The sequence below is a fragment of the Pseudomonas sp. HLG18 genome, assembly GCF_051903985.1.
GTDB lineage: Bacteria > Pseudomonadota > Gammaproteobacteria > Pseudomonadales > Pseudomonadaceae > Aquipseudomonas > Aquipseudomonas fluorescens_BT.
On record NZ_CP195831.1, the window covers coordinates 530,296 to 544,160 of the forward strand.

The following is a 13,865-nucleotide window of genomic DNA, read 5'->3' on the forward strand; positions in this document are numbered from 1 at the left end:
AGCGATCATGACCGTAGCAAAACCGGAAATCGTCATCACCTATTGCACGCAATGCCAGTGGCTGTTGCGCGCCGCATGGCTGGCGCAAGAACTGCTCAGCACCTTTGGCGACGATCTTGGCAAGGTGTCACTGGTACCGGGCACCGGCGGTATCTTTCACATCAGTTGCAACGATGTGCAGATCTGGGAACGCAAGGCAGACGGTGGCTTTCCCGAGGCCAAGGTGCTCAAGCAGCGAGTGCGTGACCAGATCGACCCTGAGCGTGACCTCGGGCACAACGACCGTATTCAGTGAGACGCGGCTTCGGCCGTGACGGTTTTCTTGTCGCTGTTGCCTGACATCCGGCTCGACACCACGATAGCGACGATGATCAGCGCGCCACCGATCAACATGCGCAGTGTCGGGTTTTCATCGAACAGCAACCACGCGACGGTAATCCCGTACACCGGCTCCATCGCAAACACCACCGCCGCGGTGCGCGCCTTGATCACGGCGAGACTGGCAACGAACAAGCTGTGGGCGACGCCGGTGCAGAACACCCCGAGCAAACCGATCCACAGCCAATCGATGGCGCGCACTTCACTCAGTTGCGGCGCCGCCACCGGCAGCAGACACAGCGCCACTACCACGTTCTGACACAGCGCTGCCTGCACCGCCGGAATGCGGCCGGAGCTGGCACGGTTGGTCAGCGACAGCAGGGAAAACAGCAGGCCGGACAGGATCGCCCAGAGCAGCCCGGTGGTTGCGCCGCTGGCCAGATCGAACGCCGGGGTCACCAGCACCAGGCCGACACTGACCAGTGCCACCAGAATGATTTCGTTGGCGCGGATACGTTCGCGGAAAATCAGCCCTTCGAGAATCACCGTGAAAGCCGGGAAGCTGGCGAAACCGAGGGTGGCCACTGCGACACCCGCCACCTTCACGGCAATGAAGAAACTCACCCAGTGACCCGCCAGCAATACACCGCTCAAAGCCAGTCGGCGCCAGTCCGTGGCTTGCAGTTTTTGCCAGCCGTGCTGACTGGCGAAGCGGGCAAAAAACGCCAGCGCGAGAACGGCAAAGGCAGCCCGTCCAAAGACGATGACCGCCGGGGTTGCGGCGGCGAGTTTGCCGAAGACGCCGGTCAGGCCGAACATCAATGCGCCAATATGCAGGGCGCCGAGGGCGGTACGGGGAGTCATTGCAGTCCTTTTTTCAAACACCATTTCAGGCACACATTGAAGCCTGTAGCGGCGGAAAAGTCTGTCGGCAGACTATCGATTTTTGTCGTCAGCCTCGCGTCGCAATTGTGTAGGAGAGGTCCTGAACTCGCGCAGGACGGCAGCCGAGAAGGCACTTTGCGATCCATAGCCGACACGGCTGGCCACTTCACCGATGGGTAGCGTGGTTTCTCGCAACAGTGTGACGGCTTTATGCAGCCGTCGACTGCGAACGTAGTCCATGGGAGTCTGCCCGCATTCGGCGACGAACCGGGCATGCAATCGGGCGCTGGATAACCCGGCGATTCGCGCCAGGTCCGCGACCTGCAGCGGATAGGCCGCGTACTGCTCGATGTGCGCATCGAGTGCCGCGTAGGGCAGGCGACGTGCGCAGACTTCGGCAGGTTGGGCGTGGTTCAGGCTCGCCAGTAACAAAACCGCACCCTGTTGTGCAATCAACGGATCGTCCACCGGACTGTTCGCCAGCCAATTGACCAGTTGGCCTTGACCGGCATCCAGCGACAGGCGCGCGGTGTTATCCAGCAGACGGCGGCTGGCCTCGGCGTGATCGCCCAGTGAGCGCGTCAGCCATTGCTCGTCGGGCACATCCAGCACCAGACAGCGGCTGCCCTTGGGGCTGCCGCACGCATGATGCGCGCCGGCGGGGATCACCACGAAACTCTGCTGCAACACCTGACTGCCTTGCCCTTGGACTTCGAAATCCAGCGCGCCGGACAGGCCGAACACCAGTTGCGCGTGGTCGTGACTGTGAACGATCAGGTCGTGGGTGTAATGGCGCAGGGTCAGGATCGGTGGCATGGCGGTCTCCGGGCGAGCCGCCAGTCTACACCGGCGCGAGAGCGCCGCGTTTGTCACAAGACTGACGCACACCTGTCACGGTGGATTAACCGGGCTCGCGCACAGTGGCGAAAACATCGCAGAGGGTTGCCCATGACCAGCGCCGAGCTCGCCAGACCCAGCCGTAAACAAAGGGTTCGCACCTTGTGGATCTCCGACGTGCACCTGGGCACGCGGGATTGCCAGGCCGAGCATCTGTCGCAGTTTCTCAAGGGCTATCATGCCGACAAGATCTACCTGGTCGGCGACATCATTGACGGCTGGAAACTACGCGGCGGCATGTACTGGCCCCAGGCGCACACCAACGTGATCCGCCGCTTGCTGACCATGAGCAAGCGCGGCACCGAGGTGATCTACGTCACCGGCAACCATGACGAATTCCTGCGGCGCTATTCGAAGCTGATCCTGGGCAACATCCAGTTGGTCGACGAAGCGGTGCACGTCACAGCCGATGGCCGGCATCTGTTAGTGATCCACGGCGACCAGTTCGACGTGATCACCCGTTATCACCGTTGGTTGGCGTTCCTCGGCGATTCGGCCTACGAATTCACCCTGACCCTCAATCGCTGGCTCAATCACTGGCGGGCGAAATACGGTTACGGCTACTGGTCGCTGTCAGCCTATCTCAAGCACAAGGTGAAGACGGCGGTGAGCTTCATCAGCGACTTCGAAGAAGCTATCGCCCACGAATGCGTGAAGCGCGAATTGCACGGCGTGGTCTGCGGGCACATTCACCACGCCGAGATCCGCAAGGTCGGCGAGGTGGATTACCTCAATTGTGGCGATTGGGTGGAATCGTGCACGGCGCTGATCGAGCACTGGGACGGCACGATCGAGCTGTATCGCCTGGCCGATGCGCAGGCGCGGGAAGCCGAATTGAAAGCGGCGAAGGTTGCCGAACTGGCCTGAATTTTTCAAATCGACTCAGGCCGGGTTGTGCTCTTCCATCGCCGCTTTGTAGATCGAGTTTTTCGGCTGGGCGAACAGCCGTTCCATCATCGGTTCGAAGAAGCTCAGCGGCAGGGTGTCGTACTCGGAGTCGAACGCCGCCGCGTCGTATTTCGCGCAGAACTCAGCGGTCGCCAGAAACTGCGGGTGGTCGCTGAATTGTTCGCGCAGGTGCCGATCCATGCCCAGGTGATGGAAGAAGTAGTAGCCCTGGAAAATCCCGTGTTTTTCCACCATCCACAGGTTCTCGGCGCTGACGAACGGTTTGAGGATGGCGGCGGCGATGTCCGGATGATTGTAGGAGCCGAGGGTGTCGCCGATGTCGTGGAGCAGGGCGCAGACCACGTATTCCTCGTCGCGGCCGTCGCGAAAGGCGCGGGTGGCGGTTTGCAGCGAGTGGGTGAGGCGATCCACCGGGAACCCGCCGAAATCACCTTCGAGCAATTTCAGATGCGCCATGATCCGGCCCGGCAATTGGCGGGCGTAGGCGCTGAAATCCGCCGCGATGATCGCCCAGTCTTCCTGCGTGCCGTCCTTCATATGAGTGAAACGGGCAGTGGCATTCATCGGCAATCCTCTTGGTCAAGGTTTCTAGAACGCTACGCGGCCCAGGATCATGTCGCGGTACATGACGAAATCCCCCAGCAGGCTGTAGAGCGGATGCTGGAAGGTGGCCGGGCGGTTCTTCTCGAAAAAGAAATGGCCGATCCAGGCGAAGCTGTAACCGGCCAGTGGCAGGGCGAGCAACAGCAGCCAGGCGCCCTTGGCGATGGTCATCGCGAGAATGAAGATCACCAGCGTCGTCCCGATAAAGTGCAGGCGGCGGCAGGTGCTGTTGCTGTGTTCGCTGAGGTAATACGGATAGAACTCGGCGAAACTGTTGAAATGCTTGATGGTTTCCACGACTGCTATCTCTGTGGTTATTGTTCTGACGGCAAGTTGTTCGGCGGGTAGCTTATTTGAGTCTAGAGTGATCATTGGCGTCGGCCAGTGACAATCGGCGCCACTTTACTATCCTTGGGAAATCGGCCGTAGTATGCGGCTCATCATGTCATTCAAGAAAAAACGCCATGAGCGAACGAACGACTTCTGCAAGCTGGGCGATGGGGATTGTCAAGGCACTGGAAATGGACGGCCTGGATTGCCGGGTTCTGTTCAGACAGCTGGGGCTCGACTACGCGGCGCTGGAGGATCCGGACGCGCGCTTCCCGCAGGACTCCATGACCCGACTCTGGCAACGGGCGGTCGAGCTGTCCGGGAATCCCGCCATCGGCCTGAACATGGGCAAGGTGGTGCGACCGGCCTCGTTCCATGTTGCGGGCTACGCGCTGATGTCCAGCAACACCTTGGCCGAAGGCTTTCAGCGACTGGTGCGGTATCAGCGGATCATCGCCGAAAGTGCTGACCTGAGTTTTCGCCTGCTCGACGAAGGCTATGCGTTGATTCTGACGGTGCATGGCGATCATCTGCCACCGACCCGGCAAAGTGCCGAAGCCTCGCTGGCCTGCGCGCTGGCGCTGTGCGGCTGGCTGACCGGGCGCACGCTGCACCCGCGCAAAGTGCTGGTGCAGGGCGACGAGCCCGATGATCTTTTACCCTACAAACAAGCCTTCCATGCACCGCTGGTGTTCAACGCGCCGTATGACGCGCTGATCTTCGAGCGTGCCGACATGGAAGCGCCGTTACCCACCGCCAACGAGGCGATGGCGCTGCTGCACGACCGGTTTGCCGGGGAATATCTGGCGCGGTTTTCCGAAAGTCGCGTGACCCACAAGGCGCGCCAGGTGTTGTGCCGTCTGTTGCCTCAGGGCGAACCCAAGCGCGATACGGTGGCGCAGACCCTGCACCTGTCGCAGCGCACCTTGCAACGGCGGTTGCAGGAGGAGGGCACCAGTTTCCAGCAGTTGCTGGATGACACCCGCCGCGAACTCGCCGAGCAATACCTGGCGCAGCCGAGCATGACCCTGCTGGAAATCGCCTATCTGTTGGGGTTTGCCGACCCGAGCAATTTCTTCCGCGCCTTCCGCCGCTGGTTCGACACCACGCCCGGCGATTACCGGGCGCGTTTGCTGGACGCGCCGAACGCGATCAGTGACGCCAGAACGCCGGAATACACAGCACAAACACCGTAATGATCTCCAGTCGGCCGAGCAGCATGCCGAACGACAGGATCCACTTGGCGGCATCGGGCAGTGTGGAGAAATTGCCCGCCGGCCCGATGGTTTCACCCAGCCCCGGGCCGACGCCGGACACCGTGCTGGCGGCGCCGGTCAGCGCGGTCATCCAGTCCACGCCCAACAGCGACAGCAGCAGGGCGATCACGCAGATGGTGATGGCGAAGAAGAACGAAAAGGTCAGGATCGAACGGACGATTTCTTCGTCGAGGCGATGACCGTTGTACTTCTGTTTGATCACCGCGCGCGGGTGGATCAACTGGTTAAGGTTGGCCTTGAGCAGGATGTAGGCGACCTGGAAACGGAAGATCTTGATCCCGCCCGCCGTCGAACCGGAACAGCCGCCGACGAAGCCCAGATAGAAGAACAGCATCAGCGAGAAGTTGCCCCACAGGCTGTAATCCCCCAGTGCAAAACCGGTGGTGGTGACCACCGAGGTCACGTTCAGCGCCACATGACGCAGCGCGTCCAGCCAGTGCAGATTGGTGGTCCACCAGTACCAGGTGCCGAGCACCAGCCAGGTTACCAGCAACATGCCGAGCAAACCCTGCACCTGTTGATCCTTGATCAGCGCCCGGCGGTTGCCGCGAAGCGTCGCCACGTACAGGGTGAACGGCAGGCTGCCGAGGATCATCACCACCACGGCCACCCAGTGCACTGCCGGTTGCGTCCACTTGGCCAGGGACTGGTCGGAGGTCGAGAATCCACCGGTGGAAATCGCCGACATCGCATGGTTGATCGCATCGAACGGGCTCATCCCCGCCCACCAGAACGCCAGACTGCCGAGAATGGTGATGCCCACGTACGCCGCCACGATCAGCCGCGCCACCATGTGCGAGCGGGGCATGACCTTTTCCGAGCGGTCCGAGGATTCGGTCTGGAACAGGCGCATGCCGCCGATGCGCAGCAGCGGCAGAATCGCCACCGCCATGCCGATAAAGCCGATGCCGCCGAGCCAGTGCAGCAGCGAGCGCCACATCAGGATGCCCGGGGACATGGTGTCCAGCCCGCTGAGTACGGTCGACCCGGTGGCCGTGATGCCGGACATGCTTTCGAAAAACGAGTCGGTGTAGCTGATGTGCTGGGTCAGCAGAAACGGCAGCGCGGCGAAGATGCACACCACCAGCCAACTGGTGACGGTCAGCAGGTACATGTCGCGGGGTCGCAGGTGAATGTGTTCCGGACGTCCGGGAATCACCAGAGCCAGACCGGCGACGAAGGTGATCATGCTCGCCCAGAGGAACGACGGCAGATCGCCGGTGTGGTCGAAGATCACCAGGGTGGCCATGGGCACGACCATGGCGATGGCCAGGGTGATGAGGAAGATGCCGATGATGAAACCAATGATCCGTAAGGTCGGCAACGCCATGAAGTCCGCTCGGGCTGATGTGGGAAGGGCGCCATTCTACCTGCGGGGCAAGGCATGTAAACCGACGCGGCCGGATCACTTGCCGCTAGAATAGCCGGACATTTTTTTCAGGAGGTGGCCGATGCAGGCTCTCGACGCTTTGCTCAACCGTGTTTCCGTTCCACGACTGATCGATCCGGCCCCCACCGCCGAACAGCGCGAAGTGCTGTTTGCCGCCGCGACCCGCGCACCGGATCACGGCCATTTGCAGCCGTATCGTTTCCTGACCGTCGAAGGTGCGGCGCGTGAGCAGATGGGTCAGTTGCTGGCCGAAGCGGCGCAGATGCAGGAAGGCGAAGTCACCGAAGCGATGATCGACAAGGCGCGCAACGGCCCGCTGCGGGCGCCGCTGGTGGTCGTGGTCATCGCCAAACTTCAGGATCACGTCAAATACCCGAAGGCCGAGCAGTTGCTGGCCGCAGGCTGTGCGGCGCACGGCATTCTGCTGGCGGCCTACGCGCAGGGGATTGGTGCCGTTTGGCGCACCGGTGATCTGGCCTACTCGAAACATGTCGCCAAGGGCCTGGGCCTGACGGATGACGAAGAAGTGATTGCCTTCCTGTACCTCGGTACGCCGCAGAAAGAACCGCGGGTGGCCGAGAAGGTTGATCTGGCGGAGTTTGTCAGCGCCTGGCCGGCAAAGGCCTGATTCAATCAGGGCTGGACCACCGCCCCCGGTTCCAGCGGCAATTCAAGACTGGCCACAAACCCGCCCTGCGGGTGGTTGGCCAGCACCAGCGTCCCGCCATGCCGTTCCGCCGCCCGCCGGGCAATCGCCAGGCCCAGGCCATGGCCTGCAGCGGTCTGCCCCGGCGCCCGATAAAACGGTTCGCCCAACTGGCTCAAGTGCTCGGCCTGCACCCCCGGCCCATGATCCCGCACGCTGACCACGATTCGTTCGCCCTGACGTGACGCCTGCATTTCAATCGGCTGCCCGACCGGGTTGAAGCGCTGGGCATTGCGCAGCAGGTTGTCCACGGCGCGTTCGATCATGGTCGGCCAGCCTGTCAGATTGAGCGCCGGGTCGGCTTCCAGGCGGACGGTCTGTTCGGGTGAGCCCAGTTGCGCATCCTTTTGCAGAGTGCCCAGCAGGGCATTCAAATCCACGGCTTCGGCGCTGGCATTGTCGGCATCGACTCGTGCCAGCACCAGAATTTCACTGATCAACGCTTCCAGCCGATCGCATTCACGGGTCAGGCGCGGCCAGAGTTTTTCCCGTTCTTCCGGGCTGGCCCGTTCGGCCAGTGCCAGGGCGATGCGCAGTCGTGCCAGCGGTGAACGCAATTCGTGGGAGACGTCGCGCAGCAACTGGCGCTGACTGCCGATCAGACTTTGCAGACGTGCGCCCATGCGGTTGAAGTCGTTGGCCAGCACACCGAATTCATCGCGGCGGTTGGCCAGTTGCGCCAGGCTGTTCTGTTGATAGGTGGTCTGGCCGAGGTCATGCACTGCACCGCGCAGGCGACTGAGCGGGCGAGTGATGGAAAACGTCACCAGCAGGCTGAACAGGGTCAGCACCACCAGCGCGATGCCCAGCGCACTCAACGGCCAGAGCAGGCTTTCGCGGTGCCAGGCGTCGAGTTCCGGGTGCGGGATGCGGTAGATGAACAGGTAGGTGTCACCGCTTTTTTCGCTGGTGAACTCGTCGGTCAGACGGCGCCAGGGCAGGCGTCGGTCATCGTTGTTCTGCCGCGCCTCGAAGGCGGCCGCGCGCCGGGGGAAGGTGCCGCGTACCACCGGGTCGCCGCTTTCGTTCAGCACTTGCACGTCGATGTGGTACTGGCGTTTGCGCTGTTCGAGGATGTTCTGGGCGGCGTCTTCGCCCTGGGCTTCGTAGGTCTGCGTCCATTCGGCGGCCAGGGTGTTGAGGCCCGGATGGCGGCTGAGGATCCACGCGTCCTGGTTGAGCATGTGCCCCAGCAGAATGGAAAGCCCTGCAACCAGAGCGATGGCCAGCCAGAAGCTGGCGAGGATACGCCAGAACAATGAACGCACAGAAAATCCTCAAACTAGCGCAAAACCTGTGGGAGCGAGCCTGCTCGCGATAGCGTAGTGTCAGACAGCTCAGTCTTGTCTGATACACCGCTATCGCGAGCAGGCTCGCTCCCACATTGGGCTGGGTGAAAAAAGACCCGACGGCGTGAACCGTCGGGTCAGAACATTATTGCGCCTTTTGCGGCTGTTGCGCTTTCCAGGCTTTGAACTCGGCCCATTCGGCGCGACGTTCAGCCTGTTTCTTCTGGATCTCGTCGAATTTCTTCTGTTGATCCGGTTTCAACACGGCGCGGACATCGGACTCGGCTTTCTTGTGGTTGGCCGCCATCTCGTCCTTCATGGCTTTCTGGTCGGCTGGCGACAGTTTCTCCAGGTATTTTTCGACCGTCTGGTGACGCTCTTGCATCTGCTCGCCCATGATCTTGCGGATCTGCTCGCGCTGTTCGCGGGACAGGTCCAGCTCGCTGTACGGGCCTTTGCCGTGCATGCCGTGCATCTGACCGCCGTGGCGCGGGCCGTCCAGCGGGCCACCCATCGGGCCGCCATCCTGTGGTGGCATGGCCATGGCGACGGTCGGCAGGGCAGCGGCAAACATCAGAGCGATAAGAGTCTTGCGCATGGTGTATCTCCTTTGTCTCGTTCCCGGTACGTTCCGGATGAGTACAGATTACGGAGATCAAGGTCAGCGGCGGTCAGCGCTGTGTAAAGCTTGGGTAAACACGTTTTCGCGCCGACCTGACAAAACTTACGAACGATCAGAGGCTGTAGTAGTAGCCACGGCTGCGCAAGGCCACGATGCGCGGGCGGCCGTCGGCGTGGGGGCCGATTTTCTTGCGCAGGTTGCTGACGTGCATGTCCAGGCTGCGGTCGTACAGGGTCAGCTTGCGGCCGAGGGCGATCTGCGCCAGTTCCTGTTTGTCCAGCGGCTCGCCCGGCTGCTTGAGTAAAGCTTCGAGCAGACGGCTTTCGGAAACGGTGAGGGTGAATTCCTTCTCGTCGATGCTGACGACACCGCGCACCGGACTGAAGCTCAAGTCGCCAAGCTCGAGCTGGGTCGACACGGCGGCCGGATGACTGCGGCGCAGCACGGCGCGCAGGCGGGCGGTGAGCTCGCGGGGGTCGCAGGGTTTGGCCAGGTAATCGTCGGCACCGAGTTCCAGGCCGAGGATACGGTCCAGCGGCTCGCCACGGGCCGAAAGCATCAGCACCGGCAGATCGGCGTGATCGCTGCGCAGTTGCTTGAGCAGTTCCAGACCGCTGCCGTCGGGCAGCATCACGTCCAGCACCACGGCGGCGGGGGCGGACTCGGCCAGGGCCTTGCGGGCGCTCTGGCCGTCGTGACACGCACGGACCTGAAAGCCTTCCTGGCTCAGCCAACTGCTCAGAAGCTCACACAGCTCCTGGTCATCATCAATCAGTAACAGCTCGCTCATGACTCACTCAATTTAGCCATTGTCGACGTTTTCGACTTGCACCACTGGCAAAGATACCGCAGAGCAGGGCCAATAGCGCTACCCCGGCGCCGGTGACGAACCATTGCTGCTGTTCAGTCAGCAGGCGCGGCAGCGGGCTGGCCTGGGCTTCCTTGAGTTGCAGCTTCAGACGCTGGTTCTCCTGGCGCAACCGGGCAAGCTGGGCGCTTTCGCGGGTGCTATCGGCATCCTGCAGTTGTTTGCTCAGTGCTTCCCGCTGCTGCTCGCTGACCTTCAGGCGCTGCTGCAACTCGGTGATCTGGCTGCCGGCGCTTAACGACAACGGCGTGGAATTGCCGCTTTCGCTGCTTTCCTCACCATGGGCGGGTGCCATGATCGACAACGTGACCAGCATCAGACACAACGGACCCTTGCGCATCGCGACTCCTGTTACCAAATGGATATTGGGCAGGTTGTCGGCCGGCAAACGAGAATAATGAGCGATTGAGAACGCGATGAACCGACAAGGTTCATCGCGTGGGGAAGGACTACGGCAGGACTTGCTTGAACGGCTTGACGACAACGTTGGCGTAGACGCCGGCGGCGATGTACGGATCGGCATCGGCCCAGGCTTGTGCCGCGCTCAGGGAATCGAATTCGGCAACGATCAGGCTGCCGGTGAAACCCGCGGCGCCCGGATCATTGCTGTCGACCGCCGGGTGCGGGCCGGCCAGGACGATGCGGCCTTCGCCCTTGAGCACTTGCAGACGTTCAAGGTGCGCCGGGCGGGCGGCGAGGCGCGCGTCCAGGGAGTTGGCGACGTCGGTGGCAATGATGGCGTAGAGCATGTCAGTCCTCGGTTTTTGGCGTTGTGGTATCGGCGTCGTGCAGGTGACGGGACAGGTAAATGCCCTGAGCGACCAGGAACAGCACGGTCAGGCCCAGGCTGCCGAACACCTTGAAGTCCACCCAGTAGTCCTGGAACGTGAACGCGACGAACAGGTTGGCGGCGCCGCAGAACAGGAAGAAACCGATCCAGGCGATGTTCAGGCGCGTCCAGACGGCGTCCGGCAGGGTCAGTGCGTGGCCCATGATGCGCTTGATCAGCAGGCGGTCACCGATGAAATGGCTGCCGATGAAGGCCAGGGCAAACAGCCAGTTGACCACCGGGGCTTTCCACTTCAGGAAGGTTTCGCTGTGGAAAGCCAGGGTCAGACTGCCGAACACGAGGCAGGCGATCAGGGTCAGCCACTGGCTCTTTTCCAGCTTGCGCTGCTTGATGAAGAGCGCGCCATAGACCACCAGGGAGCTGATGATCAGCACGGCGGTGGCGCTGTAGATGCCGCCTACGGTCAACTCATTGCCGGCAACGTCGACGGTGCGTGGATCGAGTTTGTAGACGATGAAAAACAGCAGAAGCGGGATGAAATCGATGAATTGTTTCACAGTGAGAGCCAGAAGCTGGATGTGGCGGCATAATAACAAACATATGGGCGCGCGATAGCGCCGGCTGATTTGAGGTTACACATCCCCGTGAATGTTGATTTGCACTGCCACAGCACGGCCTCCGATGGCGCCCTGGCGCCTGCGGCACTGGTTGCGCGTGCGTTCGAAAATGGCGTGCGAGTCCTGGCCCTGACCGACCATGACACCCTCGAAGGCCTCGCCGAAGCGCGCACGGCCGCCGAAGCGCTGGGCATGCAACTGGTCAACGGCGTCGAACTGTCCTGCACCTGGGGCGGCGCGACCATTCATGTGCTGGGCTACGGTTTCGACGTCAACGCCGCGCCGTTGGTCGAGGCGATCGCCAGTCTGCACGATGGCCGCTGGCTGCGGTCTGAAGAAATAAGTCGCAAGCTCGCCCTCAAGGGCATGCCCGGCGCGCTCGACGGCGCGCGGCAGATCCAGCAGGAACTGGGCGACAGCGGCAACGCACCGGCCCGTCCGCATTTCGCCGACTGGATGGTGCGTAAAGGTTTCGTCAAGGATCGCGCCGAAGCGTTCCGCAAATGGCTCGGCGCCGGCAAGCTGGGGGACGTCAAGCAACACTGGCCGACCCTAGAAGACACCGTCGGCACGCTGCGCGCCGCCGGCGCCTGGGTCAGCCTGGCGCATCCGTGGCACTACGATTTCACCCGCAGCAAGCGCCGAAAGCTGATTGCAGACTATATTCAAGCGGGCGGGCAGGCGATCGAAGTGGTCAACGGTCACCAGCCTGCGGAACAGGTGGGCAGCCTTGCGATTCTTGCCCGTGAGTTCGGTCTGCTGGTCAGCGCCGGCAGTGATTTCCATGGCCCTGGTGGCTGGTCCGAGATCGGCCAGTACCGGCCGGTGCCGGAGGACCTTTCACCCCTGTGGTGTCGGTTCAAACATGACACAGTTATTGCCGCCGTCTGAACAGGTAGAGAATGTGAGTCAATTTTTCCAGATTCATCCGGAAAACCCGCAAGCGCGCCTGATCAAACAGGCGGTCGAGATCATCCGCAAGGGTGGGGTGGTGGTCTATCCCACGGACTCTTCCTACGCAATCGGCTGCCAGATCGGCGACAAGAACGGCATCGAGCGCGTTCGACGCCTGCGTCAGCTCGACGAAAAGCACAACTTCGCGCTGATCTGCAGCGATCTGTCGCAGCTGGGCAATTACGCCAAAATCGACACCGGGACCTTTCGAATCCTGAAAGCCCACTTGCCGGGGCCTTACACCTTCATTCTCAACGCTACCCGTGAAGTGCCGCGGCTGTTGCTGCATCCGAAGAAGCGCACCATCGGCCTACGCGTGCCGAGCCATCCGATTGCCTTGGCATTGCTTGCCGAACTGGGCGAGCCGCTGATGAGCGTGACCCTGATCATGCCCGGCGAAGAAGACCCGCTGAGTGATCCGTACGAAATGCGCCAGTTGCTGGAGCATCAGGTGGACCTGATCATCGACGGCGGTTTCGGCGGCATCAAGGCCTCCACCGTAATCGACCTGACCGGCGACGATCCGGAAGTGGTCCGCGTCGGTTGCGGCGATCCGGCTCCGTTCATGGTCGAGGCCTGAATGTCCGCAGTGGAAACCGTTGATCCCCAGGCCGGTGCCCAGCAGGAACTGCCGTTTGCCATGGTCTATGGCCAGGCGGTCACGGAAATGCCGCTGGACCTGTACATCCCGCCGGACGCCCTGGAAGTCTTCCTCGAAGCCTTCGAAGGCCCGCTCGACCTGCTGCTGTACCTGATCCGCAAACAGAACATCAATATCCTCGACATCCCGGTGGCGGAAATCACTCGTCAGTACATGGGTTATGTCGAGTTGATGCAGTCGGTGCGCCTGGAGCTCGCCGCCGAATACCTGGTGATGGCCGCGATGCTGGCCGAGATCAAGTCGCGGATGCTGCTGCCACGGGCCGAAACCGTCGAGGACGAAGAGGAAGACCCGCGCGCTGAGCTGATCCGCCGTCTGCAGGAATACGAGCGTTTCAAGGCTGCGGCCGAAGGCATCGATGGCCTGAGCCGGGTCGGTCGCGACGTGATCGTTCCAAAACTCGACGCGCCGCAGGCCACGGTGCGCAAGTTGCTGCCGGACGTGGCGCTGGAAGAAATATTGATGTCCATGGCAGAAGTGCTGCGCCGTGGCGACATGTTCGAAAGCCATCAGGTCAGCCGCGAGGCGCTGTCCACCCGCGAACGCATGAGCGACGTGCTGGAGCGTCTCAAGGGCGGCGGCTTTGTGCCGTTCGTCGAGCTGTTCACCGCCGAGGAAGGCCGGCTCGGGGTGGTAGTGACCTTCATGGCGATCCTTGAACTGGTCAAGGAATCCCTGGTCGAGCTGGTGCAGAATGAGCCGTTCGCCGCGATCCACGTGCGAGCCCGAGTCGAATAACGAGTCCGAAC

At 61.9% G+C, this 13,865-nt stretch carries 18 protein-coding genes; 7 read left to right on the forward strand and 11 right to left on the reverse strand.

The annotated features are described in order from the left end of the window. Positions 1-7 precede the first annotated feature (7 nt). Positions 8-295, forward strand: coding sequence for a SelT/SelW/SelH family protein (locus ACSPX5_RS02485; RefSeq protein ID WP_439820895.1), 288 nt, complete (start codon positions 8-10; stop codon positions 293-295). Here ACSPX5_RS02485 and ACSPX5_RS02490 read toward each other — a convergent pair. Together ACSPX5_RS02490 and ACSPX5_RS02495 are read right to left on the reverse strand one after the other, a co-directional pair. After that, on the reverse strand, positions 289-1,182 hold the full coding sequence (locus ACSPX5_RS02490; protein WP_323161796.1) for a DMT family transporter: 894 nt from the start codon (positions 1,180-1,182) through the stop codon (positions 289-291). The genes ACSPX5_RS02485 and ACSPX5_RS02490 overlap by 7 nt on opposite strands. Positions 1,183-1,254: 72 nt before the next feature. Beyond that, positions 1,255-2,019, reverse strand: a complete 765-nt coding sequence (locus ACSPX5_RS02495; RefSeq protein ID WP_439820896.1) for an AraC family transcriptional regulator — start codon at positions 2,017-2,019, stop codon at positions 1,255-1,257. A 132-nt stretch (positions 2,020-2,151) separates the two neighbouring features. Here ACSPX5_RS02495 and ACSPX5_RS02500 point away from each other — a divergent pair, with 132 nt between their 5' ends. Beyond that, the gene (locus ACSPX5_RS02500; protein ID WP_007958385.1) at positions 2,152-2,967 is read left to right on the forward strand and encodes a UDP-2,3-diacylglucosamine diphosphatase; all 816 of its coding nucleotides are present in this window, start codon (positions 2,152-2,154) and stop codon (positions 2,965-2,967) included. A gap of 15 nt (positions 2,968-2,982) precedes the next feature. Here ACSPX5_RS02500 and ACSPX5_RS02505 read toward each other — a convergent pair whose 3' ends face one another. Then, positions 2,983-3,573 (reverse strand): HD domain-containing protein, encoded by a 591-nt coding sequence (locus tag ACSPX5_RS02505; RefSeq protein ID WP_439820897.1) that lies wholly within the window; start codon positions 3,571-3,573, stop codon positions 2,983-2,985. A gap of 24 nt (positions 3,574-3,597) precedes the next feature. Then, the gene (locus ACSPX5_RS02510; protein WP_323161794.1) at positions 3,598-3,909 is read right to left on the reverse strand and encodes a DUF962 domain-containing protein; all 312 of its coding nucleotides are present in this window, start codon (positions 3,907-3,909) and stop codon (positions 3,598-3,600) included. A gap of 167 nt (positions 3,910-4,076) precedes the next feature. Here ACSPX5_RS02510 and ACSPX5_RS02515 point away from each other — a divergent pair, with 167 nt between their 5' ends. Continuing rightward, entirely contained in the window at positions 4,077-5,138 is a 1,062-nt protein-coding gene (locus ACSPX5_RS02515) for an AraC family transcriptional regulator (RefSeq protein ID WP_439820898.1), read from the forward strand. On the opposite strand, the gene ACSPX5_RS02520 is transcribed toward ACSPX5_RS02515, so the two are convergent. After that, positions 5,095-6,549, reverse strand: a complete 1,455-nt coding sequence (locus ACSPX5_RS02520; protein WP_169429356.1) for a TrkH family potassium uptake protein — start codon at positions 6,547-6,549, stop codon at positions 5,095-5,097. The genes ACSPX5_RS02515 and ACSPX5_RS02520 overlap by 44 nt on opposite strands. 121 nt (positions 6,550-6,670) lie before the next feature. On the opposite strand from ACSPX5_RS02520, the gene ACSPX5_RS02525 reads away from it, so the two are divergent. Continuing rightward, a complete protein-coding gene (locus ACSPX5_RS02525; protein ID WP_169429357.1) occupies positions 6,671-7,237 on the forward strand; it encodes a nitroreductase family protein in 567 nt (188 codons plus the stop codon). 5 nt (positions 7,238-7,242) lie between these two features. Here the strand turns inward: ACSPX5_RS02525 and ACSPX5_RS02530 are convergent, their stop codons facing one another. From ACSPX5_RS02530 to ACSPX5_RS02555, 6 genes are all read right to left on the reverse strand, one after another. Next, entirely contained in the window at positions 7,243-8,583 is a 1,341-nt protein-coding gene (locus tag ACSPX5_RS02530; protein WP_169429358.1) for a sensor histidine kinase, read from the reverse strand. Positions 8,584-8,749: 166 nt separating this feature from the next. Beyond that, positions 8,750-9,202, reverse strand: a complete 453-nt coding sequence (locus tag ACSPX5_RS02535; protein WP_169429359.1) for a Spy/CpxP family protein refolding chaperone — start codon at positions 9,200-9,202, stop codon at positions 8,750-8,752. A 136-nt stretch (positions 9,203-9,338) separates the two neighbouring features. Next, a complete protein-coding gene (locus ACSPX5_RS02540) occupies positions 9,339-10,016 on the reverse strand; it encodes a response regulator transcription factor (RefSeq protein WP_169429360.1) in 678 nt (225 codons plus the stop codon). Positions 10,017-10,023: 7 nt separating this feature from the next. Further along, a complete protein-coding gene (locus ACSPX5_RS02545; protein ID WP_169429361.1) occupies positions 10,024-10,434 on the reverse strand; it encodes a translation initiation factor 2 in 411 nt (136 codons plus the stop codon). Positions 10,435-10,543: 109 nt separating this feature from the next. Beyond that, positions 10,544-10,843, reverse strand: a complete 300-nt coding sequence (locus tag ACSPX5_RS02550; RefSeq protein ID WP_096822226.1) for a YciI family protein — start codon at positions 10,841-10,843, stop codon at positions 10,544-10,546. A gap of 1 nt (position 10,844) precedes the next feature. Further along, the gene (locus ACSPX5_RS02555) at positions 10,845-11,441 is read right to left on the reverse strand and encodes a septation protein A (protein WP_169429363.1); all 597 of its coding nucleotides are present in this window, start codon (positions 11,439-11,441) and stop codon (positions 10,845-10,847) included. Positions 11,442-11,528: 87 nt separating this feature from the next. On the opposite strand from ACSPX5_RS02555, the gene ACSPX5_RS02560 reads away from it, so the two are divergent. From ACSPX5_RS02560 to ACSPX5_RS02570, 3 genes are all read left to right on the forward strand, one after another. Beyond that, positions 11,529-12,392: a PHP domain-containing protein gene (locus ACSPX5_RS02560; protein WP_207866364.1), complete on the forward strand. Its 864-nt coding sequence runs from the start codon at positions 11,529-11,531 to the stop codon at positions 12,390-12,392. A gap of 13 nt (positions 12,393-12,405) precedes the next feature. Further along, entirely contained in the window at positions 12,406-13,035 is a 630-nt protein-coding gene (locus ACSPX5_RS02565) for an L-threonylcarbamoyladenylate synthase (protein WP_439820899.1), read from the forward strand. Positions 13,036-13,155: 120 nt separating this feature from the next. Continuing rightward, positions 13,156-13,854 (forward strand): segregation and condensation protein A, encoded by a 699-nt coding sequence (locus tag ACSPX5_RS02570; protein ID WP_169432605.1) that lies wholly within the window; start codon positions 13,156-13,158, stop codon positions 13,852-13,854. Positions 13,855-13,865: the final 11 nt, after the last annotated feature.